The organism is Sphaerotilus montanus, assembly GCF_013410775.1.
Classification (GTDB): Bacteria; Pseudomonadota; Gammaproteobacteria; order Burkholderiales; family Burkholderiaceae_C; genus Sphaerotilus; species Sphaerotilus montanus.
The window spans coordinates 3458757-3480549 of sequence record NZ_JACCFH010000001.1 but is presented as its reverse complement, the minus strand read 5'-3'; the positions used below and the strand labels follow the sequence as shown (position 1 = coordinate 3480549).

The window sequence follows — 21793 nt, the reverse complement described above, 5'->3', positions numbered from 1 at the left end:
GCAGTGCCGAACGACACGGCGTCGATGTTTGTGCAACAGCCCGCGGTACCAAGTAATTCCAGATTAAGGCGACTCCCCTGTCTGCCGGGGTGTTCGTCACGCGGATTGCATGCAGAAGCCGGTACGATCGAGCCTTTGCGCCAGAACATCGGTCATCGACAATGAGCTTCGCGGTATTCCTGCTGTATGTGTTCCTGAGCTTTTTCCGGCCGATCGAATTGTTCGTGCCCGAAATTGCGGAATTCCGGCCGATGCTGGTGCTCTGGACGCTCGGTTTTGTGCTGGCGGCCAGCCGCGCGATGGTGCGCAAGCAGGTGGCCGCCCGGGCCATCGACTTCAAGCTGCTGTTCGCCTTCATGGCCACGCTGGGCTTGTCGCTGCTGTTCAACGGCTGGGCGGGTGGCGCGGTCACCGCGATGAACGATTTCAGCACCTCGTCGATGCTGTTCGTGCTGGTGGCGCTGAACGTGACCACGCTGGAACGCCTGAAGAAGACCTGTGCTGCGGTGGTGCTGTCCATGCTGTTCGCGGCCGGCTTCGGCATCCAGGCCTTCCACACCGGCCAGTACGCCTCGCAACTGGTGCTGCGCCAGACCGCACCGAGCCACGAGGACGATGACCCGAGCCGTGCGCCGCCCTCCGCCGCATCGGAAATTCCTGCCCAGGACACCACGGGCTGGTACCTCTGGCGGGTGCGCGGGCAGGGTTTCCTGAGCGACCCGAACGACTTCTCGCAGGTGCTGGTGATGTGCCTGCCATTGCTGTGGGCCGCCTGGCAGGCCGGCAAGCACCTGCGCAATCTGCTCTTCGTGCTCGCGCCGGGCGCTGTCATGGGCTACGCCATCTTCCTCAGCCAGTCGCGCGGTGCGTTGCTGGGAGCCGCCTCGCTGCTGTTCTTCGTCGTGCGGGACTGGCTGGGCACGACCCGCACCACGGTGCTGATGGCGCTCGGCGGCACCGGTTTCATCGCGCTCAGCGCAGTCGGCGGGCGCGGCTTCTCGTCCAAGGAGCAGTCGGCGGGCGAGCGCATCGAGGCCTGGTCCGTGGGACTCGAACTGCTGAAATGGCGCCCCATATTCGGCGCCGGATACGGCAATTTCACCGACCACCACCATCTGACAGCCCACAATTCCTTCGTTCTCTGTTTTGCAGAATTGGGACTCGTGGGTTATTTCCTGTGGATCGCCATGATCGTGCTGACCTACAAGAGCTTGTCCACCGTCATCGACTGCATGCCAAGCCGCAATCCGAGCCGCCAGATGGTGGCATTGCTGCGCAATTCACTGGTCGGATTTCTGGTCTGCGCATGGTTCCTGTCACGCACCTACCAGCCGGTGCTGTACTTTCTGCTGGCACTGTGCGTTTCTGCCTGGTATTGCGCCTCGCAATCACCTGGCATGACCGACCGGGATTCACCCGCTTATCAGCGCGTGCACAACATCAAGTGGGTAAAAAGTACATTCCTGATGATGGCTTTCACACTTTTTGCAGTTAAAGCCTTTGTAGTTTCCCACTACCTCGGCAACGGCGGATGAGCTTGAGCCCGTGAGGATCTTTACGGGCCCGCAGGCGATGCTAGAGTTCGGCCGGTCCGTTTTTTTCGGGCAGTCCGGTTCCGGTTCTGGCACTGGGCGCCCGGGTTGCAACCCACGGACTGGCCAGAGTGCTGGCTGACTTCCACAATACCAAAAGGCTCCGATGAGTGTCGTGCTTGTCCTTCTCGTGCTGCTTGCGGCCACCGCTGGCGTCGTGGCGCTGTTCATCCGCCAGCGCAATATCCAGACCTGGCTGGCCAGTTACCTGAAGCAGGACTGGCGCGCCCCCGCCCCGGCCGGGGTGACGAAGCACGTGATGTTCTGCTTCGTCGACCATTACGAGCCGATGTGGAAGCAGCCGGACTACGCCACCGAATGCAAGCGCGTGGCCCGCTGGCGCCAGGAGTACCCCGCCCTGTGCGCCCCGTTCAAGGACGCGGACGGCCGCGGACCGATCCACAGCTTCTTCTACCCTGAAGAAGAGTACCGCCCCGAGCACCTCGACCCGCTGGTCGAGATCTGCCGCATGGGGCTGGGCGAGATCGAGATCCACCTGCACCACGACAAGGACACCGAGGCGGGCCTGCGCGAGAAGCTGCGCCGCTTCACACAACTGCTGGTCGATCGCCACGACGCGCTGCCGGTCGACCCGGTCACGAAGCAGCCACGCTGGGCCTTCATCCACGGCAACTGGGCGCTCGACAACTCGCACCCGGATGGCTATGGCTGCGGCGTCAACAACGAGCTGATCGTGCTGCGCGAAGAAGGCTGCTACGTCGACTACACCTTCCCGGCCTCGCCGGACCCGTGCCAGACCTCGACCATCAACAAGATCTACTACGCCAAGGACGACCCGCACGCCTGCAAGTCGCACGACACCGGCGTGCGCGTGAAGGTCGGCGGCCAGGCGTCGGGCGACCTGATGCTGATCCAGGGCCCGCTCGGCTTCAAGTGGACCGACCGCAAGTTCGGCATCATCCCGCGCATCGAGAACTCGGACATCCGCACCAGTTGCCCGCCGACACCGGACCGGGTGGACACCTGGATCGAGACCGGCATCCACGTCGAAGGCAAGCCGGAATGGATCTTCGTCAAGATCCACACCCACGGCACGCAAGAGCGCGACATGGACACGCTGCTGGGCGAGCCGATGCGCCAGTGCTACGAGCACCTGCACGCCAGGTACAACGACGGCAAGGACTGGAAGCTGCACTACGTCAGCGCCCGCGAGATGTATAACATCGTCAAGGCCGCCGAGCAGAACCTGCCGGGCGAGCCGGGACAGTACCGCGATCTGGTGATCCCGCGTCCGGGCTACCGGGACACCACGAACGCAGCGGCGAAGGGCTGAGCCGGTGCTGCACACGCTGCTGGCCGTCGTCGCCATCGGGGGTGTCGTCGCGGTCCTCTACTCCTACGCGCTCTACCCGGTGGTGCTGTTCGTCGTCGGATCGGTGGCCCAGGGGCTGCGCGATGTCGGCTTCGTCTTTCGCAAGCGCGACCGCCGCATCGACGCCGGCCACACCGAGGCCGAACCCGACTGGCCGCCGGTGGCCGTGGTGATCTCGGCGTACAACGAAGAGACGCACATCGTCTCGCGCATCGAGAACCTGCTGGCACTCGACTACCCGGCCGACAAGTTGCGCGCCTACATCGGCTCCGACGGCAGCCGCGACCGCACGGCCGAACTGATGGCGCAGTTCAAGGACGAGCCGCGCGTCGTCGCCCTGCCCTTCGAGGTCAACCGCGGCAAGGCCAGCGTGCTCAACGACCTGGTGTCGCGCACGGTCGAGCCGATCGTCGTGTTCTCGGACGCCAACACCTACTTCGAACGCAGCGCGCTGAAGCGGCTGGTGGCGCGTTTCCAGGACCCGAAGGTCGGTGGCGTCACCGGGGAGCTGCGCCTGCTGGGCAACGCCAGCGGCGACAACCAGGACAGCCTGTACTGGCGCATCGAGCAGTTCCTGAAGTTCTTCGAGGCCCGCATCGGCGCGCTGCTGGGCGCGAACGGTGCGATCTACGCCATCCGCCGCACCTTGTGGCAGCCGCTGCGCCCGGACACGATCTGCGACGACTTCTGCGTCGCGATGAACGTGTCGGCCGCCGGGCACCGCCTCGTCTACGAACCCAAAGCCTGGGCCGAGGAAGACACCCCCGAGCAGATCGGCGAAGAGGTCAAGCGCCGCATCCGGATCGGCATCGGCAACTTCCAGGCGCTCGCCCGCCACCCGCAGTACCTGACACGCACCTCGCTGGCCACCGCCTTCGCCTATGTCTCGCACAAGGTGCTGCGCTGGACCGCGCCGCACCTGCTGCTGCTGGCCCTGGCCGCCTCGGTCGTGCTGGCGGTGCAGCAGCAGTCGGCGGGCTGGGCGGTCTACGCGCTGGCGCAGGCAACGAGCTACGTGCTGGCCTGGGCGGGCTGGCGACTGACGAGCCGCGGCGTGAAGCTGCCGACGCTGGTCAAGCTGGCGGCCTTCCTGTTTGCGCTGAACTGGGCGTTCCTGGTGGCGTCCTGGCGCTTTTCGACCGGGCGGGCCAGCGGCAGCTGGGGCCGCACGAGCCGCTGAATCTGACGAATTGCGACAAATTGAAGAACCACCGGGAGTGCATGCCGTGTTGAGGGTAGGAATCATAGGCTGCGGCAAGATTGCCGACGGCCACGTCGAACAGATCCGCGCCATCGGGCGCGGCGAGGTGGTCGCCGTGTGCGACCGCGAACCGCTGATGGCCGAACAGCTGGCCGTGCGGCTGAAGATCCCCGGCCGTTACGACGACGCGGCGGAGATGTTCGCCAAGGAGCGGCTGGACGTCGTCCACATCGCCACGCCGCCGGACTCGCACCTGTTCCTGGCAAAGATGGCGTTTGCCGCCGGCTGCCACGTGTTCATGGAAAAACCGTTCGCGCTGACCGCGGCGCAGACGCGCGAGATCCTGGCGCTGGCGCAGCAGGCCGGACGCAAGGCGGGGGTCAACTACCTCTACAACTACGAGACGCCGGGGCTGGAGCTGGAGGAACTGGTGAAGAAGGGGACGCTCGGCGAGATCGTCCACCTCGACACCAACTACGGCTACAACCTCGCCGGCGACTACGGCCTGGCGGTGATGACCGACCCGGGCCACTGGGTGCACCGCCTGCCGGGCAAGCTGTTCCACAACGTGCTCGACCACGTGCTGGCCAAGGTCATCCCCTTCCTCGGCGACGAGATCGACACCCGCGTGCTGGCCTTCCGCCGCCGCGGCCCGACCGGCTCGGCCATCGTGGACGCGATGCCGGACGAGCTGCGCTTCATCCTGCGCAGCGGCGGCGTCACCGTCAGCGGCAACGTCAGCGCCCACGGCCGCCCTGTGCCACACACGCTGAAGGTGGTCGGCACGAACGATTCGGTCGAACTCGACTACACCGCGCGCACGCTGATCCAGGCCTCGCGCTGGTCGGCGCCGAGCGCGCTGGGCCGCCAGTTCATGGCGTGGACCCAGGCCAGGCAGCTCGCGGGCAATGGGCGCCGCAACATCACGCGCTTCCGCAAGTACGAATTTCACTACTTCCAGTGCATGCGCGTGCTGCTGGACCGCTTCTACGACGCCGTCGAAGGCAAGGGACCGGACCCGATCCCGCCCGAGCAGATCCTGCGCGTGTGCCGCGTGATCGACCAGATCGTCGAGGGCGTGGACGCCTGCATGGCACAACAGAACGGCAACGGCACCGCCAAGGAGGTCGCAGCATGAAGATCCTCGTCACCGGCGCCGGCGGTTTCCTCGGCAAGCAGATCGCGCGCAGCCTCCTGATGCAGGGTCAGTTCGACCTGCGGCTGCACTTCCGCAACAAGGCTCCGGCCGGCTTCATCGAGTCGCTGGTCAAGGAGTTCCCGCAGGCGCAGATCGAGACCGCCGCGGCCAACCTGCTCGCACGCGGCTCCTTCGACGCGATGCTGCAGGGCGTGGACTGCGTGATCCATGCGGCGGCCGGAATGAAGGGCGCGGCGGCCGACATGTTCGCCAACACCGTCATGGGCAGCCGCAACGTCTTCGAGGCGTGTGGCAAGACCGGCATCCAGCGCATCACGCTGATCAGCTCGTTCGCCGTCTACAAGACCGACGGGATGAAGCCAGGCGACACGCTGGGCGAGGACACCCCGATCGAGCCGGTCGGCGTGGACAAGGGCCCCTACGGCTACGCCAAGACACGCCAGGAACACATGTTCATGGAGTTCGCGGCGCAGTACGGCTTCGAGACCGTGATCCTGCGCCCCGGCGTGATCTACGGACCGGGCGGTGGCGCGCTGTCGCCGCGGGTCGGGCTGAAGGCGATGGGGCTGTTCGCGAGCCTGGGCAACGGCGCGCTGCTGCCGCTGACCTATGTCGAGAACTGCGCCGATGCGGTGGCGCGGGCGGCGGTCCATGCGCCGAGCGGCAGTGCGTTTGCCGTCACCGACGACAACATCCCGACTTGCCGCCAGTACCTTGATGGCTACCTGAAGAACGTGCAGAAGATGCGCGTCATCCCGCTGTCGTTCGGGCTGTTCCTGTGGCTGTCGAAGAAGCTGGTGGCGTACAACAAGGCGTCCAAGGGCCAGATGCCCGCGGTCTTCACGCCTTACGTCGTCCAGTCGATGTACACGCCGATCCGCTACAGCAACGAGGGCCTCAAGCGCATCGGCTGGACCCAGCGCGTGCCGACCCCCGAAGGCCTCAGCCGGACTTACGCCTGGTTGAAGGCGCAGCCACCACGCTGATCCGCTCCGGTTGGCTGGCACCGCTTCCGCAAGCGTTGCCAGCCCCGGATGAAGCGCTGCATCCCCCGCAGCCGCTCCCGCACCCACCCGCAGACGAAGACGCGGACGCCCCCGCGCGGCGCCCGAGCTTCAGCTTGAGCACGCGCGTGGCGGTGTGCCACAGCGCCCAGCCGCAGGCCGCGGCGATCACGGTGGCTTCGAAGGCGGCGTAGAGCGTCGTCGTCATGTCAGTGCCTTGGCGATGTGGAAGGTCAGGAAGGCCGCGCCGTAGGCCAGCGTGGTCAGGTAGGCCGCCGACAGCCACATCGTGCGCGCCGAGTTGGTCTCGCGGCGGATGACGGCCAGCGTCGAGATGCACTGTGGCGCGAACACGAACCAGGCCAGCAGCGACAGCGCCGTCGGCAGTCCCCACTGCGCGCCGATCAGGCCGGCGAGCTGCTGGGTGGCGGCGTCGCTGGTGTCGGACAGCGCGTACACCGTGGCCAGCGCCCCGACGACCACCTCGCGCGCCGCCATGCCCGGCACCAGCGCGATGCAGATCTGCCAGTTGAACCCGATCGGCGCGAACACGAACTCCAGCGCATGACCGATCGTGCCGGCCAGGCTGTAGGAGATTGCAGCGCCAGTGGCGCCTTCCGGGGGTGCGGGAAAGCTGCCCAGCCCCCACAGCAGCACGGTCAGCGACAGGATGATCGTGCCGACGCGGCGCACGAAGATGCGCGCCCGCTCCAGCAGGCCGATCGCCAGGTCGCGCGGATTCGGCAGCCGATACGCCGGCAGCTCCAGCAGCAGTGGCTGTTCGGTGTCGCCTTGACCAGAGACCGAGAACCAGCGCTTGAGCACCATCGACACGGCGACCGCGCTGACGATGCCCGCGACGTACAGCGTGAACAGCACCAGCCCCTGCAGGTTGAACACCCCGCCCACGGTCGTGTCCGGGATGAAGGCACCGATCAGCAGCGCATAGACCGGCAGCCGCGCCGAGCAGGTCATCAGCGGCGCGACCAGGATGGTGACCAGGCGGTCGCGCGGGTGCTGGATGCTGCGCGTGGCCATGATGCCCGGCACCGCACAGGCGAAGCTCGACAGCAGCGGGATGAACGAACGCCCCGACAGCCCCGCGCCGACCATCACCCGGTCGAGCAGGAAGGCCGCCCGCGGCAGGTAGCCCGATTCTTCGAGCGCCAGGATGAAGAGGAACAGGATCAGGATCTGCGGCAGGAACACCAGCACGCCCCCCGCCCCGGCGATCACGCCATCGGTCAGCAGACCGCGCAACGGGCCTTCGGGCATCACGCCGTTGACCAGCCCGGTCAGCCACTCCATGCCGGCCTTGATGCCCTCCATCAGCGGCCCCGCCCACGAGAACACCGCCTGGAACATCAGGAACAGCACCGCCGTCAGCACCAGCGGCCCCCAGACCGGGTGCAGCAGCACGGCGTCCAGCCGCTCGTCGCGCAGGCTCACCGTGTCGCTGAAGGTGACAGTCCGGGCGAGCAGGCGCGCGGTTTCGGCGTGCAGATCGACAGGGGTGGCCACGGTCGGGGCTGGCGGCACGCCCCGGTCCAGCAGCTCGACCAGCGCCTGCGCGCCATCGTGCTGGACGGCGATGGCCTCGACCACGGGCACGCCCAGCTCCCGCGCCAGGGCCTCGCGGTCGATCTGCATGCCGAGGCGGCGGGCCTCGTCCATCATGTTGAGCACCAGCACCATCGGCCGCCCGAGCGCGCGCACCTCCAGCGCGAAACGCAGGTGCAGCCGCAGGTTGGTGGCCGAGACGACGGCGATCAGCACGTCCGGCAGCGGCTCGCTGGCCAGTTCGCCCAGACACACGGCGCGCGTCACGGCCTCGTCCGGGCTCTTGGGCTGCAGGCTGTAGGCGCCGGGCAGGTCGAGGATGCGGAAATGCTGGCCGGACGGTCCGGTGAAGCGGCCCTCCTTGCGCTCGACGGTGACGCCGGTGTAGTTGGCGACCTTCTGCCGGCTGCCGGTCAGGCGGTTGAACAGCGCCGTCTTGCCGCAGTTGGGATTGCCGACCAGCGCCAGGTGGGCGGTGGGATGGCCTGCAGCGGCTGCGGCGCTCATGAATGGTCCGGAGCGGTGGCGGGCGGCTCGATCGACGCGGCACTGAGCATCACCCGCTCGGCCTCGGCCCGCCGCAGCGCGAACCGGGTGAAGCCGAGCTGCACCGCGATCGGCTCCGCCCCCAGCGGCCCGTGGGCGATGACGCGCACCCGCTCGCCCGGCACGAAGCCCAGCTCTTCCAGGCGCTGGGCGATGCGGTCATCGGCCGAACGCGGCACCACGGCCGCGATGCAGGCGCTGACCCGCAGAGGCAGATCGCGCAGGGACAGGAGGATGGGGGCGTGTGTCATGCACAAATTCTAAACAAGAATCGTTTTCAATACGCTTGCAACCACCCCCACACTGGCCCCGACTTGCACGGGAGATTGCCCCGATTTGATCCAGATCATCCAGGTCAGCGCCGCTGCGCCGTTTCGTAGAACGTCCGGAACGACGTGTACAGGGTGTCGAGCGAGCCATGCTGCCGCACCCAGTCGCAGGCGTTCTGGCCCAGCCGCTCGCGCATCGGCGCATCGGCCAGCAGCCGGTCGAGCGCCTGCAGCAGCGGCGGGCCTTCGCCGGGCGGCACGAGCAGGCCGCTCTCGCCGTCGCGCACCAGCTCCGGATTGCCGCCCACCGCCGTCGCGACGATGGCCAGCCGCGTCGCGCAGGCCTCCAGCAGCGCGATCGACAGGCCTTCCGTCAGCGAGGGCATCGCGAAGATGTCGAAGCCGGGGGTCAGGTCGGCGACGTCGCGGCGCTGGCCGGTCAGGATCACGCGGTCGCCGACGCCAGCCGCTTCGGCCTGTGCACGCAGATCGGCTTCGAGCGGCCCGCTGCCGACCAGTGCCAGCCGCAGCGAAGGATGCCGCGCCAGCAACGCCGGCATCAGCGCGATCAGCAGCGCGTGGTTCTTCAGCGCCACCTGCCGCCCGACCGCGCCGATCAGCAGCGCGTCCTGCGGCACGCCCAGGCGTTCGCGCGCGATCCGGCGGCGCTCGGACGTCCAGCGGAAGCGGTCGACCGGGATGCCGTTGAGCACGGTCGTCGCCCGCTCGGCGGCCACCATGCCGCTGCCGACGTAGCGGCCGTGGACCTGCGAGCCGACCATCGCATAGCCCTGCGTGCGGCCGATCGCCCAGGTGAAGAAGCGCTTGAGCCGCGGCTCGCGGTCGAGCCGGAAGCCCATGTCGTGCAGGCTGCAGACCAGCGTCGGGCGGCGCCAGCGGCCCCAGAGCGCGGCGGCGGCGTGGTAGTTCGGCACGAAGTTGTGGGCATGGACCACCTCGATGCCGCGCTCGGCAATCGCGCGGCGCAGGCGGCCGATCAGTGGCAGGTCCAGCCCGTCGCGCTTGCCGCCGACGATCACCTCGATGCCGGCGGCCTCGAGTTCGGGCTTCAGGCCCTCGGTGTGCAGCAGGCTGAACACGCAGACCGTGTCGCCTCGGCGTTTCTGCTCGATCGCCAGGTCGGTGGTCACCCGTTCGAGGCCTCCGAATTCAAGCGAATCAACAATGTGCATCAGTCTCATGGCGAGAATCGGGCTGTCTGGAATGGCGCGCATGCTAGCGCAGCCACCTTCCGTTTGAGAGACTGCCACCGTTCGGCAGCGCCGCCTGCCCAGGAGTCCACACCCATGTCCCCAAGCCGTCCGACCTCTTTCCGCCCGAACGCCCTGCCCCGGGTGCTTGCACTGGGCTTGTCCGCCAGCCTGTCGCTGCTGACACTGCCGGGCCACGCCCAGCGCGTGATCGTTCCCTCGTCGAACAGCGGCGTGCAGACCACCGGTGGCCCGAGCAGCGAATCCGGCCAGTTCCTCGGGGATCTGGCGGCCCCGGCGCCCGACACCGCGGCCAGCCCCGGCAAGCCTGGCGACGCCCCGCCGCCCGCTGCCGACACCGCCTGGCCCCCCGCACCGCGCGAGCCGGTCAGCGCCGATGGCTGCTCGAAGCCGCTGACCGGCTCCGGGACCACCTACCACGTCGGGCCGGGCCAGACCCTCACCGAACTGACCGACGTGCCGTGGCTGTCGCTGCGTGCCGGGGACGTGGTCAACATCTACCACCGCACCGAGCCCTACCGCACCAAGATCGGCCTCCGCGCCCAGGGCACGGCCGACGCGCCCGTGGTGATTCACGGCGTGACCGACGCGAAGTGCAACCGCCCGGTCCTCAGCGGCCAGAACGCCGTCACCGCCCGCGACGCCGCCGCCGCGGGCTTCTTCAGCAAGCAGTACAGCGAATCCCTCGGCCTGATCTTCATCTACAAGTCGCGCGACCAGGCCTGGGGCAGCCGGCCGAAACACATCCGCATCGAGAATCTCAAGATCACCGGCGCCCACAAGGACCACCGCTACACCGCGCAGGACGGCAGCACCGGCACCTTCTCCGGCGGCGCGGCGGGCATCTACGCCATCGTCGTGGAAGACCTGGCGGTCGAGAACTGCGAGATCACCCGCAACGGCAACGGCATCTTCGTCAACAGCAAGTCCGAGGACGAGGCCAGCCGCAACGTCTTCATCCGCCACAACCGCATCTGGGACAACGGCAACGTCGGCAGCTGGTTCGAGCACAACCTCTATGTGCAGACCGCCCGCGCGCTCTACGAGGGCAACTACATCGGCCAGCTCGTCCCCGGCGCCAAGGGCTCGTCGATGAAGGACCGCTCCAGCGCCACCGTCGTGCGCTTCAACCACATCGTCGCGGCGGCCCGTGCCATCGACCTGGTGGAGATCGAAGGCGGGGTGAAACAGATCCTGAAGGACCCGCTCTACCCGCAGGCCTGGGTCTACGGCAACCTGATCGTCAACGACTTCCGCAACCCCGGCCACGCCTCGGTCAAGCTGATCCACTGGGGCGGCGACAACGACGAACGCTACTTCCGCCAGGGCACGCTCCACTTCTACAACAACACCGTGCTGCACAACAGCACCCAGGCGCAGGCCTGGTACATGGCGCTGTTCGACATGCCGACCGCGCAGCAGAAGGTCGATGCCCGGTCCAACCTGTTCATCAACCAGGGCACGACGCAGATGCGCATCGGCCACGAAGCCGGCACCATCGAGTTCAACGGCAGCAACTGGATCAGCCGCGACTGGGCCGAAGCGGCGCCGACCTCCTCGGTCAAGGTCGCCGTCAAGGGCAAGCTGCCGAGCCAGCCCGCCGCGGGACTCGGCCCGGACCTGCGCCCCCGCCCGGGAGCCGCCGGCACGGACCTGGCGGACAGCCCCGCTGACCTGCCGCCCGTGGGCTACCAGTTCGCCGAGCCGGCCGGCATCGTGAAACGGCCGGTCGCCGGGCGTGGACCGGACCTCGGCGCCTTCGAGCTGAAATGAGCGGTTCGCACCGACTTGTTCGGGCTTTAGCAAATTGGCAAATCGAATCCACTGGTCGTCGATCCAGCGACCCGTGAATTCAGGCCAGAAACACCCCCCGCAAACAAGGGGACCAACGCTTGCCAACACCTCACGGGCCGTGATCCGGGCCAGTGCGTCGCTGTCTGACGCACGTCCGGATCGGGTGGATCACACCCGGCTCAGGAGGTTGTCCCATGCGTTTTATCCCCACCAACCGGACTTCGGTCCGCTTGCAGTGCAGTCTCGCCAGTGCAGGCGCCTTGATGCTGGCGGCCACCGCCAGTCCGGCACAGGGCATGCGCGGCACGGCCACGGTCACGCGACCTCCCATCACCCAGCGACCCGCCCCGGTCATCGTGCTGCGGACGGCAACGGCCCCCGCCGCGGCACTCGGCCTGACCGCCTGCGTGCCCTCCGGTCGCGGCACCGACTACCGCGTCGGCACCGGCCAGCCCTACACCAGCCTCGACGCCGTGCCGTGGGAGTCGCTGCGGGCCGGTGACACCGTGCGCGTCTTCCACCGCGACACGCCCTACCGCAGCAAGTTCCTGATCGCCGGCCAGGGCACCGCCGACGCACCGATCCGGGTCTGCGGCGTGCGCGGACCGAACGGCGAGCGTCCGGTGATCGACGGCAGCGGCGCCACCACCCGCGCCGCCCTCGGCCCGCTCTACAGCAACACCCTTGTCTACAGCCACGTCCACCAGGACCGCTCCGTCATCGTCCTCAAGTCGCTGGCCACCGAAGCCTGGACCGCCTACCCGCGCCACATCCAGATCGACGGGCTGAAGATCACCCGCGGCCACCCCGACTACCGCTACCGCACGGCGGCCGGCGTGGAGCGCCCGTACGCGCCGTTCGGCGCCTGCATCTGGATCGACCGCGGCCAGCACATCACCATCGCCGACAACGAGATCACCGACTGCCAGATGGGCGTCTTCAGCAAGTCCACCGACGACGGCGACTTCGCGGTGACGCGCAACCTGCGCATCGCCGGCAACCGCTTCGCCGGCCATGGCATCGTCGGCGACTGGCACGAGCACAGCACCTACCTGCAGAGCGTGGGCACGGTGGTCGAGTTCAACGACTACGGCCCGCTGCGCAGCGGCTCGCCCGGCAACGCGATCAAGGACCGCTCGGTCGGCACGGTCATCCGCTACAACCGGATCGAGGAAGGCGCCCACGCGATCGATCTGGTCGAGGCCGAGGACTTCCCCGGAACCGCCCTGGCACTGCCCGCCTACCGCACGACCCATGTCTACGGCAACCAGATCGTCAAGACCGGCGACACCGGCAGCGTCATCCACTACGGTGGCGACCACTTCGGCAGCGCACCAGGGGCCGGCTGGGGCGAGCCGCTGTTCCGCAAGGGCACGCTGCATTTCTGGAACAACACCCTGCTGCTCAAGGGCACGCAGGCCTGGGTGTTCCAGATCTCGACCACGCAGGAGACGGTCGAAGCCTGGAACAACGCCATCCACTTCGCCCCGACCGTGGTGCAGCGCAATCTGCGCATGAACCAGGAAGTGGCGGCGCCCTGGGTGGGCGGTGGCGTGCTGAACCTGGGCGTGAACTGGATCAGCACGGGCTGGCAGGACAGCGACCCGTGGCACACCGTGGGCGGTTCGGTCAGCGGCACGCAATGGCTGGTCACGGGCACCAGCCTGCCGTTCGACGCGGCGTCGATGCAGCCCGTGAGCGGCTCGGCACTGACCGATCGTGCCGCGGCGCAGCCCGCAGTGGTCTACGCACATCCGCTGGCCTACCAGCTGGACGCCCTGCGCCGTCCGGTCGCGCGCCGCGTCAACGGCACCGCCAGCGATCTGGGCGCGGTCGAACGCTGAGCGGGTCTGCAGCGCCTCGCGCGAGGCGCTGCAGACGATGCAAACACCCTTCGTCTGCAACGGGAGGTGTGGAGATGCGGCGATCCGGAGCGGATGCCCCACCGGATCACCGGCTACGCCTTGTGACCGGCGCTTGCAGCCTGCGCCACACCGGCCCCGGTCTGCGTGAAACAACACACGATCCAGACCGGAAAGCCGATTTTTTCTGTCCCGCGAATAAGTGGAAAAATTACAAAAACAGATCAAAAAGCGAATCTTTGTTGCGTCACTCTGGCCGTTACAGTAAAGAAAATTGCTTACTGGTGCCGCCGAGCCGCCCGCCTATCTTCGCTGCCATCCCTGCAGCAACCCAGAAGAAGGACCCGATGGACCAGATCAGAACAGCGCACGTACGCACCTTGTGGATGGCAACCTGCCTGACGCTGGCCGGTGGACTCACGGCCTGCGGCGGGGGGGAGTCAGGCACCGTGCTCAGTGTGAGCGGAGCACCCACCCCCGCTCCGACCCCCTCCCCTGTGGCATCGCCCAGCCCAGCGCCGGTGGCGTCGCCCACTCCGGTGGCATCGCCCAGCCCCACCCCGGTGGCATCGCCCGCACCCGCCCCCAGCCCTGTTGCAGCGCCCAGCCCAGCGCCCGTGGCCGCCCCGACACCGGCCCCGCCGGTCGAGGGTCTGGCGCTGACGGCCTGTGTCGCCTCAGGCAAGGGCGTCGACTACCAGGTCGGCCCCGGCAAGGCCTACACCTCGCTCGACACGGTGCCGTGGGAAGCGCTGAAGGCCGGTGACACGGTGCGCATCTTCTACACGGCCACCCCGTACAAGGGCAAGTTCATGGTGGCCGCCTCCGGCACGGAAGCGGCGCCGGTGCGGATCTGTGGCGTGCGCGGCCCGAACAACGAACGTCCGATCATCGAAGGCAACGGCGCCACCACCCGCGCCGCGCTGGGTACCGCCTATGGCAACACGACCGAAACGCGCGACATCCACCAGGGCCGCACCATCATCGCCATCAAGGCGAACGCGAGCGGCACCTACACGGATTACCCGAGCTGGATCTCGATCGACGGGCTGAACATCCGCGCCGGCCATCCCAGCTACACCTTCAAGAATGCAGCCGGCGCCACCAAGACCTACGACCCCTTCGGCGCCTGCATCTGGGTGGACCGCGGCCACAACATCCTGATCGCCGACAACGAGATCAGCGACTGCCAGATGGGGATCTTCACCAAGTCCAACGACGAGGGCCTCTTCGCGCAGACCCGCGACATCCGCATCGCCGGCAACTACATGTGGGGCCACGGCATCGTCGGCGATGACCACATGCACACCACCTACACGCAGAGCGTCGGCATGGTGATCGAGTTCAACCGCTACGGTCCGCTGCGTGCCGGCTCGCTGGGCAACTCGGCCAAGGACCGCTCGGCAGGCATGGTCGTGCGCTACAACCGCATCGAAGGCGGCGCCCGTGCCATCGACATGGTCGAAGCCGAGGACTTCCCCGTCACCGCGCTGGCCACCCCGGCCTACCGCACCAGCTTCGTCTACGGCAACCAGATCAAGAAGAACGGCGACGACGGCAGCTTCTTCCACTACGGCGGGGACCACTTCGGCGCGCCGGCGGGGGCCAACTGGGGCGAGTCGCTGTTCCGCAAGGGCACGCTGTACTTCTTCAACAACACGGTCCACGGCACCGGCAGCGGCGCGCGCATCTTCCAGATCTCGACCACCGCGGAGACGGTGGAGGCCTGGAACAACGTGTTCTGGTTCGACAGCACGGTGACGGAGCTGAACATGCGCCAGGCCGAGAACGACTCGCTGTCGCCGAGCTACACCCCGGACGGCATCCTGAACCTCGGCGTCAACTGGATCCGCACCGGCTGGACCGACACCACGCAGTGGAAGACGCTCAAGGGCCAGGTCAAGGGTGCTGCCAACCTGCTCACCGGCAGCGCCATGCCCTTCGACGCCGCGACGTTCTCGCCGCTGGCGGGCAGCGCCATCGTCGATGCCGGTCAGGCCGCTCCAGCCGCAGCCGCTGCGTACGGGGTGAACCACCAGCTCGGATCGAGCCTCACCCCGGTGGCCCGCACGGTCAAGGGCACCAAGATCGACCTGGGCGCCGTGGAGCGCTGAGCAGCCGGTCGGCCATCTGGGGCGCACTTCGTGGCTAGAATCCGCCCCCGATGCGCCTCGGTATCCGGATCCTCCTGCTGGTGTGCCTGCTATGGCAACAGTTGCTCGTCCCGCTGCTGCCTTCCGATCCTGGAAGGCCGTCCGGGGCCATCGAGCACGTCTGGGTGCATGCCGAAGCGGTGGGTCACCACCACCACACCGATGGTGACCTGCACATGGAGGACGGGCTGGACGCACCGACCTCGCATGGGCACCTCGACACCAGCAGCCTGTCGCAATGGGCGGTGCTGATCCCGCACCAGACGCCCCTCTGCCTGCCAGGCGCCGCCGTCCTGGTCCCCGGGACCGGCCTGTTCTGTCCCGGCCCCGTACTGGACAGCCCGCTGCGCCCTCCCCGACCCCTCGTCTGATCTCCGGTTCGGTTTCCCTGCCCCAGCGCCTGCACCACCGCAGGCCCAAGGCATCCGATTCGATCCCCATCTGACGAGGACTCTCCTTGAATTCCCTGCCTGCCTTCTGGCGGCGTCTGGCCGCCCATGCCCTTCCTGGGCTGGCGTTGTGCCTGACGCTGCTGACACCCCTCCTCGCCGACGCCCACGGCATCTCCGCCGAAGACCGCGAGCGCATGCTCAGCGGGGGCTACGTGCAATACATCGGGCTCGGTGCCACGCACATGCTCACCGGCCACGACCACCTGCTGTTCCTGTTCGGCGTGGTGTTCTTCCTCACCACGTTCAAGGACGTGGCGAAGTTCGTCACCGTGTTCACGCTCGGGCACTGCCTCACGCTGGTCTTCGCCACCTTCTACGGCATCACCTGGAACTACTACCTGATCGACGCCGTGATCGCGCTGAGCGTGATGTACAAGGCCTTCGACAACAACGGCGGCTTCCAGAAACACCTCGGCATGGCGTCGCCGAACCTGCTCGCGGCCGTCTTCGGCTTCGGGCTGCTGCACGGGTTCGGGCTGTCCACGCGCCTGCAGCAATTGCCGTTGGGGGATGACAGCACCGCGATGCTGCTGCGCATCCTGAGCTTCAACCTCGGGGTGGAGATCGGCCAGATCGCGGCGCTGACCGTGATGGTGGCGCTGCTGGCGGTCTGGCGGCAGCGGCCGTCGTTCGCACGGTTCAGCTTCGCGGCGAACCAGCTGCTGATGTATCTGGGCGCGCTGCTGCTCTTGATGCAATTGCACGGTTACTCGCACGACAGCGACCCGGACAGCTTCCGTTTCCCCGAGCAGGAACACCGCCATCTGCACGAGGACATGGACGTCGAGAAGACCGTGGACCCGGACCGCAACACCCTTTGAACCCGACCTTCCGCCGACACTTCACTCCATTCACCCAGGAACCTCACCATGAACCCCATCGCCATCGCACGCACTGCCACCCTTTCCGCCGCCGCCTTGTTGGCCATGCCGGCCGCATACGCTGGCGCTGACGCAAGCTGCCATTTCCACGGCAGCAAGCCGGCCACCGAAGCCACCGTCGTCGGCTGCGCCACGCAGTACAAGAACCAGCTCGTCAGCGGCAACAAGGTCGAGAAGTCCTGGCAGGCCATCACCAAGCCCGAGAAGATCGAGCAGATCGACGGCAAGAAGGGCAAGGAATGGCGCCTGACCTTCCGCAACCCGGCCGCCACCGACAAGGCCAAGGAGGCGCTCTACCTGTTCTACACGCCGATCGGCAACTTCATCGCGGCCAACCACACCGGGCAGTGAGGTGCGCGCAGCCCCCGACCGTCTTCGCCACGATCCGGTGTGGCGCGGGGCCGCGCTGGCGCTGCTGGCCTCGGCGCTGTTCGGACTGAGCACGCCGCTGGTGCAGCACTTCGGCCGCGGCCTCGGCCCCTTCGTCACGGCGGGTCTGCTGTACGCGGGAGCGGCGCTGCTCGGGGCGGTGCTGCGCCAGCCGGTCGAGCGCGAGGCCCAACTGCAGCGCGGCGATGCGCCACGCCTGCTGCTGATGGCGGCGTTCGGCGCGGTGCTCGGGCCGGTGGCGCTGGCCTGGGGCCTGCAGCGCACCAGCGGGGCGAGCGCCTCGCTGATGCTGACGCTGGAGGCGCTGTTCACGGCGCTGCTGGCGCGGCTGCTGTACCGGGAATCGCTGGACGGACGGGTGCTGGCCGCGATGGGCTTGATCCTGTGCGGCGGCGTGCTGCTGGTGTTCGACCAGGGGCTGGACGGGCGCGCTGGCCTGGCCGGGTTGCTGGCCGTGCTGGTGGCGACGGTCGCCTGGGGGGCGGACAACACCGTCTCGCGGGCACTGGCCGAGCGCGATCCGGGACAGGTCGTGATGGTCAAGGCGGCGCTCGGGGCGTCGGCGTCGGGGCTGCTCGCGGTGCTGGCGGGGGAGGCGGTGCCCGCGTGGACTGCGGTGGCGGCGCTGCTGGCGGTCGGCGCGTCCGGCTATGGGCTGAGCCTGCGCTTCTACCTGCTGGCGCAGCGCAGTTTCGGCGCCGCCCGCACCGGCTCGGTGTTCGCGCTGGCGCCGTTCCTCGGGGCGCTGACGGCTGTGGCGCTGGGCGATCGGGGCTGGGGGATCGCGATGCTGGTGGGCTGCGCGGCGATGCTGGGCGGCGTGCTGCTGCATCTGGCCGAGTCGCATGCCCATGAACATGCGCACGAGGCGCTGGAGCACGAACACGCCCACCGCCACGACGACGGCCACCACGACCACACCCACGACCCGGTACCGTCAGGCGAACACAGTCACCGGCACATCCACACGCCGATGCGCCACGCCCATGCGCACGCGCCCGACGCGCACCACACCCACGCCCACTGAGTCAGCCCATCAGGCTCCGCAGCAACCCCATCCCGGCGCAGACCGCGAGCACTTTCATGATGTCCTGCTTGTGGTGCCACAGCGCGACAAAGGCCACCACCGCCACGGCCGCCGAGAACACCTCGACCCCGCCGGAAAACGGCGCCGCGGCGGTCGCCCTCGGCCAGACGACATGCCAGCCGAAGAACACCGCGAGGTTCAGGATCACGCCGACCACCGCCGCCGTGATGCCGGTCAGCGGTGCGGTGAACTTCAGGTTGCCCCGGGTGGACTCGACCAGCGGTGCGCCCGCCAGGATGAAGACGAAGCTCGGCAGGAAGGTGAAGAACGTCGCCACCGCCGCCCCCGCCATGCCCGCCGCGGCCAGCGCGTCCGGCCCGAAAATCTCCTTGGTCCAGGCGCCGACAAAGCCGACGAAGGCCACCACCATGATCAGCGGTCCCGGCGTCGTCTCGCCCAGCGCCAGCCCGTCCATCATCTGCGGGCCGGTCAGCCAGCCGTGGGTCTCGACGCCGCCCTGGTAGACATAGGGCAGCACCGCGTAGGCACCGCCGAAGGTCAGCAGCGCCGCCTTGGTGAAGAAGACCCCCATGTCGTGCAGCACCGGCTGGCCGAGCAGCAGCGCCACCATGCCGACCCACAGCCCGAATGCCACGCCCACCAGCGCCAGCAGGTAGCCCCAGCGGAAGCGCGCATGGGGTGGTGCAGGGGTGTCGTCGTCGATCAGCGCGGGGGCGTGGCGGGCCTGCGCAGCGCCATGTCCGCCGCCACCCGTCTGGAAATGCTGCGGCGCAACCCGGCCCCCGACCAGCCCGATCAACCCCGCCGCCAGCACGATGGCGGGAAACGGCACGCCGAACCCGAACAGCGCGACGAAGGACAGCGCCGCCATCGCCTGCAGCACCCGGTTCTTCAAGGCCCGCGCGCCGATCCGCCAGGCCGCGAAGACGACGATGGCGACCACGGCAGGCTTGATGCCGTCGAAGATCCCCTTCACGGCCGGGACATCGCCGAACGCCAGGTAGACCCAGGTCAGCCCCGCCAGGATGAACAGCGAAGGGAGCACGAACAGCACCCCGGCCACGATCCCGCCCCAGGTGCGGTGCAGCAGCCAGCCGAGGTAGATGGCGAGTTGCTGCGCCTCGGGACCGGGCAGCACCATGCAGTAGTTCAGCGCGTGCAGGAAGCGCTGTTCGCTGATCCAGCGGCGTTTGTCCACCAGCTCGGCATGCATCACCGCGATCTGCCCAGCCGGACCGCCGAAGCTGATGAAACCGAGCCGCAGCCAGTAGAGGAAGGCTTCGCGGAAGGTCGGGTGGGCGGGGCGGTCGTGCGCAGGGACGGTACTCATGGCGGGCTGGAGAGGACAGGCGTGGCCGATGCGCCGGATGCACGGCAGTCTCGCTGCAGATGGGTCAGCAAGGCCCGGAACTGGATCGCATCTGGCCAGCTCCCCTGGTCATGCAGCAGGGTGAGCGCGTCCTGGGACTGCGCCTGCCCAGCCGCATCGCGCACGCCGATCACGCGGTACAGCTCTGGCTCCGTTTCCAGCGCCTCGATGCGGATCTCGGTCCCGAAGAGCGGAACACTCGCCACCTGGCTGCGGGCAAACAGCCGCCGCTCCTGGTGTTCAACCTGCAGCCGGCATCCCGTCGCCAGGGTGTAATTCCAACGCAGATGCGGGCTGGTGTCCGCGCCCATCTCGTTGAGACGCTGCAGGCGCTGCACCTGCGTCAGGTCGACGGAACTTGCGGGAAAGTCAGCGTCCTCGGGGTGGCTGGTCGGATACCCGTCAGGACAGCCGGCCAGGAAACACACCAATCCGAGCAGCACGGGGCTTCGCCAGCGGATCCAGTTCATGGCGCGGCTCTCCCGCTGGCGGCATCCAGCCCAGGGGCCTCGGGCACCAGCCGGCTCGCCAGCACCTTGTCGATGGCCTTGCCGTCCATGTCCACCACCTCGAAGCGCCAGCCCTCCCAGGTCACGACATCCGCCTCCGCCGGCAGGCGGCCGATCAGCAGCATGAACATGCCACCGAGCGTGTGGAAGCGGCCCTTGTGCTCCTCCGGCACGGCGCTCAGCTCCAGCCGATCCTTGAGTTCCTGCACGGGAATGTGCCCGTCCAGAAGCCACGAACCATCTTCGCGCTGCAAGGCCCAGGACGTCTCCGGGTCACGCGGACGGAATTCGCCCGTGATGGCCTCGATCAGATCCTGCAGCGTCACGATGCCCTGGATCTCGCCGTACTCGTCGATGACAAACGCCATCTGCATGTCGGACGAGCGGAAGTTGTCGAGCAACTCCATCCCCGTGATGGTTTCCGGGATGTACAGCGGGGTCTGGAACGGCTGTTCGGCCAGGACACCCGGGCCATCCACCAGCAGGGTGGACAGCCACTGGCGCGCGTTGACGACACCCAGCACCTGATCGAGCCCGCCCTTGACCACCGGGAACCGCGCGTGGTTGCTCTCGCGGATGCGCGTCAGGTTCTCCTGCACGTCCAGATCGGTGTCCAGCGTGATGATGTCGCTGCGCGGCACCATCAGCGAGCGGATCTGGCGGTCGTCCAGCCGGAAGACATTGCGCACCATCGTGTGCTCGTGCGATTCGATGACGCCGGCCGTGGTCCCTTCGGCCAGCATGGCATGGATCTCCTCCTCGGTCACGGCGCTCTGGCCGTTGTCGCGGACACCCAGCAGCCGCAGAAGCCCGTGGGTCGAGGCCGACAGCAGCAGCACGAAGGGCTTGGTCAGGATGGCCAGGCCATCGATCGGCCGCGCCACCAGCCGCGCGAACAACTCCGGCTGAGACTGCCCGATGCGCTTGGGCACGAGTTCGCCTACGACGATGGAGCAGTAGGTGATCAGCACCACGACGAGACCTGTCGCGCCGTAGGTGCTGTAAGGATCGGGCACCCCGGTCTGGCTGAGCCAGAGGGCCAGCGGAGCGGCCAGCGCAGCTTCGCCCACGATGCCGTTGAGCACACCGATCGAGGTGATGCCGATCTGGATGGTGGAAAGGAAACGGGTCGGGTCTTCACCCAGCTTGATGGCGGCAGCCGCAGCGGCGTCGCCACTGTCCAGCAGTTTCTGTAACCGAGCCTTGCGGGCGGTCACCAGGGCGATCTCCGACATCGCGAACAAGCCGTTGAGCAGGATCAGCCCAAAAAGTAATGCAATTTCCATGACAAGAGGTGGTTGGCACCAGACTTCCTCGCCGCAGGCAAGGAAACGGCGCGGCACTGGCCCGATCAGCCAGTGCACATCGACGTGGGAGGCATCTGCTGTACGGCTGTGCAGCGTCAGCAGATCGAGGAGAGACAGCGACGGCGCAAGCAA

General features: G+C 67.8%; 18 protein-coding genes. 12 read left to right on the top strand and 6 right to left on the bottom strand.

Features of this window, described 5'->3' with window-relative positions:
• Positions 1–89 precede the first annotated feature (89 nt).
• The 5 genes from BDD16_RS23335 (at position 90) to BDD16_RS15835 (ending at position 6271) form a co-directional block, all read left to right on the top strand.
• The gene (locus BDD16_RS23335) at positions 90–1535 is read left to right on the top strand and encodes an O-antigen ligase family protein (RefSeq protein WP_179634838.1); all 1446 of its coding nucleotides are present in this window, start codon (positions 90–92) and stop codon (positions 1533–1535) included.
• Positions 1536–1698: 163 nt separating this feature from the next.
• Positions 1699–2886: a hypothetical protein gene (locus BDD16_RS15850; protein WP_218897844.1), complete on the top strand. Its 1188-nt coding sequence runs from the start codon at positions 1699–1701 to the stop codon at positions 2884–2886.
• A gap of 4 nt (positions 2887–2890) precedes the next feature.
• Positions 2891–4105, top strand: coding sequence for a glycosyltransferase family 2 protein (locus tag BDD16_RS15845; protein ID WP_179634837.1), 1215 nt, complete (start codon positions 2891–2893; stop codon positions 4103–4105).
• 46 nt (positions 4106–4151) lie between these two features.
• Positions 4152–5264 (top strand): Gfo/Idh/MocA family protein, encoded by a 1113-nt coding sequence (locus BDD16_RS15840; RefSeq protein WP_179634836.1) that lies wholly within the window; start codon positions 4152–4154, stop codon positions 5262–5264.
• On the top strand, positions 5261–6271 hold the full coding sequence (locus BDD16_RS15835; protein WP_179634835.1) for an NAD-dependent epimerase/dehydratase family protein: 1011 nt from the start codon (positions 5261–5263) through the stop codon (positions 6269–6271). The genes BDD16_RS15840 and BDD16_RS15835 overlap by 4 nt, the downstream gene beginning before the upstream one ends.
• Positions 6272–6493: 222 nt before the next feature.
• Here the strand turns inward: BDD16_RS15835 and feoB are convergent, their stop codons facing one another.
• The 3 genes from feoB to BDD16_RS15820 all read right to left on the bottom strand — a co-directional run bounded on the left by feoB (position 6494) and on the right by BDD16_RS15820 (position 9857).
• Positions 6494–8356 carry a ferrous iron transporter B gene (gene feoB, locus BDD16_RS15830; protein ID WP_179634834.1) on the bottom strand — a complete coding sequence of 621 codons (1863 nt, stop codon included), beginning with the start codon at positions 8354–8356 and terminating at the stop codon, positions 6494–6496.
• Positions 8353–8646 carry a FeoA family protein gene (locus BDD16_RS15825; RefSeq protein WP_218897841.1) on the bottom strand — a complete coding sequence of 98 codons (294 nt, stop codon included), beginning with the start codon at positions 8644–8646 and terminating at the stop codon, positions 8353–8355. The genes feoB and BDD16_RS15825 overlap by 4 nt, the downstream gene beginning before the upstream one ends.
• A 104-nt stretch (positions 8647–8750) precedes the next feature.
• Positions 8751–9857, bottom strand: coding sequence for a glycosyltransferase (locus tag BDD16_RS15820; RefSeq protein WP_218897839.1), 1107 nt, complete (start codon positions 9855–9857; stop codon positions 8751–8753).
• Between the two features lie 114 nt (positions 9858–9971).
• Between BDD16_RS15820 and BDD16_RS15815 the strand changes: the two genes are divergently transcribed.
• From BDD16_RS15815 to BDD16_RS15785, 7 genes are all read left to right on the top strand, one after another.
• Positions 9972–11669, top strand: a complete 1698-nt coding sequence (locus BDD16_RS15815; RefSeq protein ID WP_179634832.1) for a right-handed parallel beta-helix repeat-containing protein — start codon at positions 9972–9974, stop codon at positions 11667–11669.
• A gap of 215 nt (positions 11670–11884) precedes the next feature.
• Positions 11885–13534 carry a right-handed parallel beta-helix repeat-containing protein gene (locus tag BDD16_RS15810; protein WP_179634831.1) on the top strand — a complete coding sequence of 550 codons (1650 nt, stop codon included), beginning with the start codon at positions 11885–11887 and terminating at the stop codon, positions 13532–13534.
• A gap of 635 nt (positions 13535–14169) precedes the next feature.
• On the top strand, positions 14170–15666 hold the full coding sequence (locus BDD16_RS15805; protein WP_179634830.1) for a right-handed parallel beta-helix repeat-containing protein: 1497 nt from the start codon (positions 14170–14172) through the stop codon (positions 15664–15666).
• A gap of 50 nt (positions 15667–15716) precedes the next feature.
• Entirely contained in the window at positions 15717–16076 is a 360-nt protein-coding gene (locus tag BDD16_RS15800) for a hypothetical protein (protein ID WP_179634829.1), read from the top strand.
• Positions 16077–16162: 86 nt separating this feature from the next.
• Positions 16163–16978: a HupE/UreJ family protein gene (locus tag BDD16_RS15795; RefSeq protein ID WP_246332573.1), complete on the top strand. Its 816-nt coding sequence runs from the start codon at positions 16163–16165 to the stop codon at positions 16976–16978.
• Positions 16979–17026: 48 nt separating this feature from the next.
• Positions 17027–17389: a DUF6488 family protein gene (locus tag BDD16_RS15790; RefSeq protein ID WP_218897834.1), complete on the top strand. Its 363-nt coding sequence runs from the start codon at positions 17027–17029 to the stop codon at positions 17387–17389.
• A 1-nt stretch (position 17390) separates the two neighbouring features.
• On the top strand, positions 17391–18455 hold the full coding sequence (locus BDD16_RS15785; RefSeq protein ID WP_310732779.1) for a DMT family transporter: 1065 nt from the start codon (positions 17391–17393) through the stop codon (positions 18453–18455).
• Between the two features lies 1 nt (position 18456).
• Here the strand turns inward: BDD16_RS15785 and chrA are convergent, their stop codons facing one another.
• From chrA to BDD16_RS15770, 3 genes are read right to left on the bottom strand one after another with little or no spacing between them, the layout of a single operon-like run.
• A complete protein-coding gene (gene chrA / locus BDD16_RS15780) occupies positions 18457–19806 on the bottom strand; it encodes a chromate efflux transporter (RefSeq protein ID WP_179634828.1) in 1350 nt (449 codons plus the stop codon).
• The gene (locus tag BDD16_RS15775; protein ID WP_179634827.1) at positions 19803–20315 is read right to left on the bottom strand and encodes a hypothetical protein; all 513 of its coding nucleotides are present in this window, start codon (positions 20313–20315) and stop codon (positions 19803–19805) included. The genes chrA and BDD16_RS15775 overlap by 4 nt, the downstream gene beginning before the upstream one ends.
• On the bottom strand, positions 20312–21640 hold the full coding sequence (locus BDD16_RS15770; RefSeq protein WP_179634826.1) for a hemolysin family protein: 1329 nt from the start codon (positions 21638–21640) through the stop codon (positions 20312–20314). The genes BDD16_RS15775 and BDD16_RS15770 overlap by 4 nt, the downstream gene beginning before the upstream one ends.
• Positions 21641–21793 lie beyond the last annotated feature (153 nt).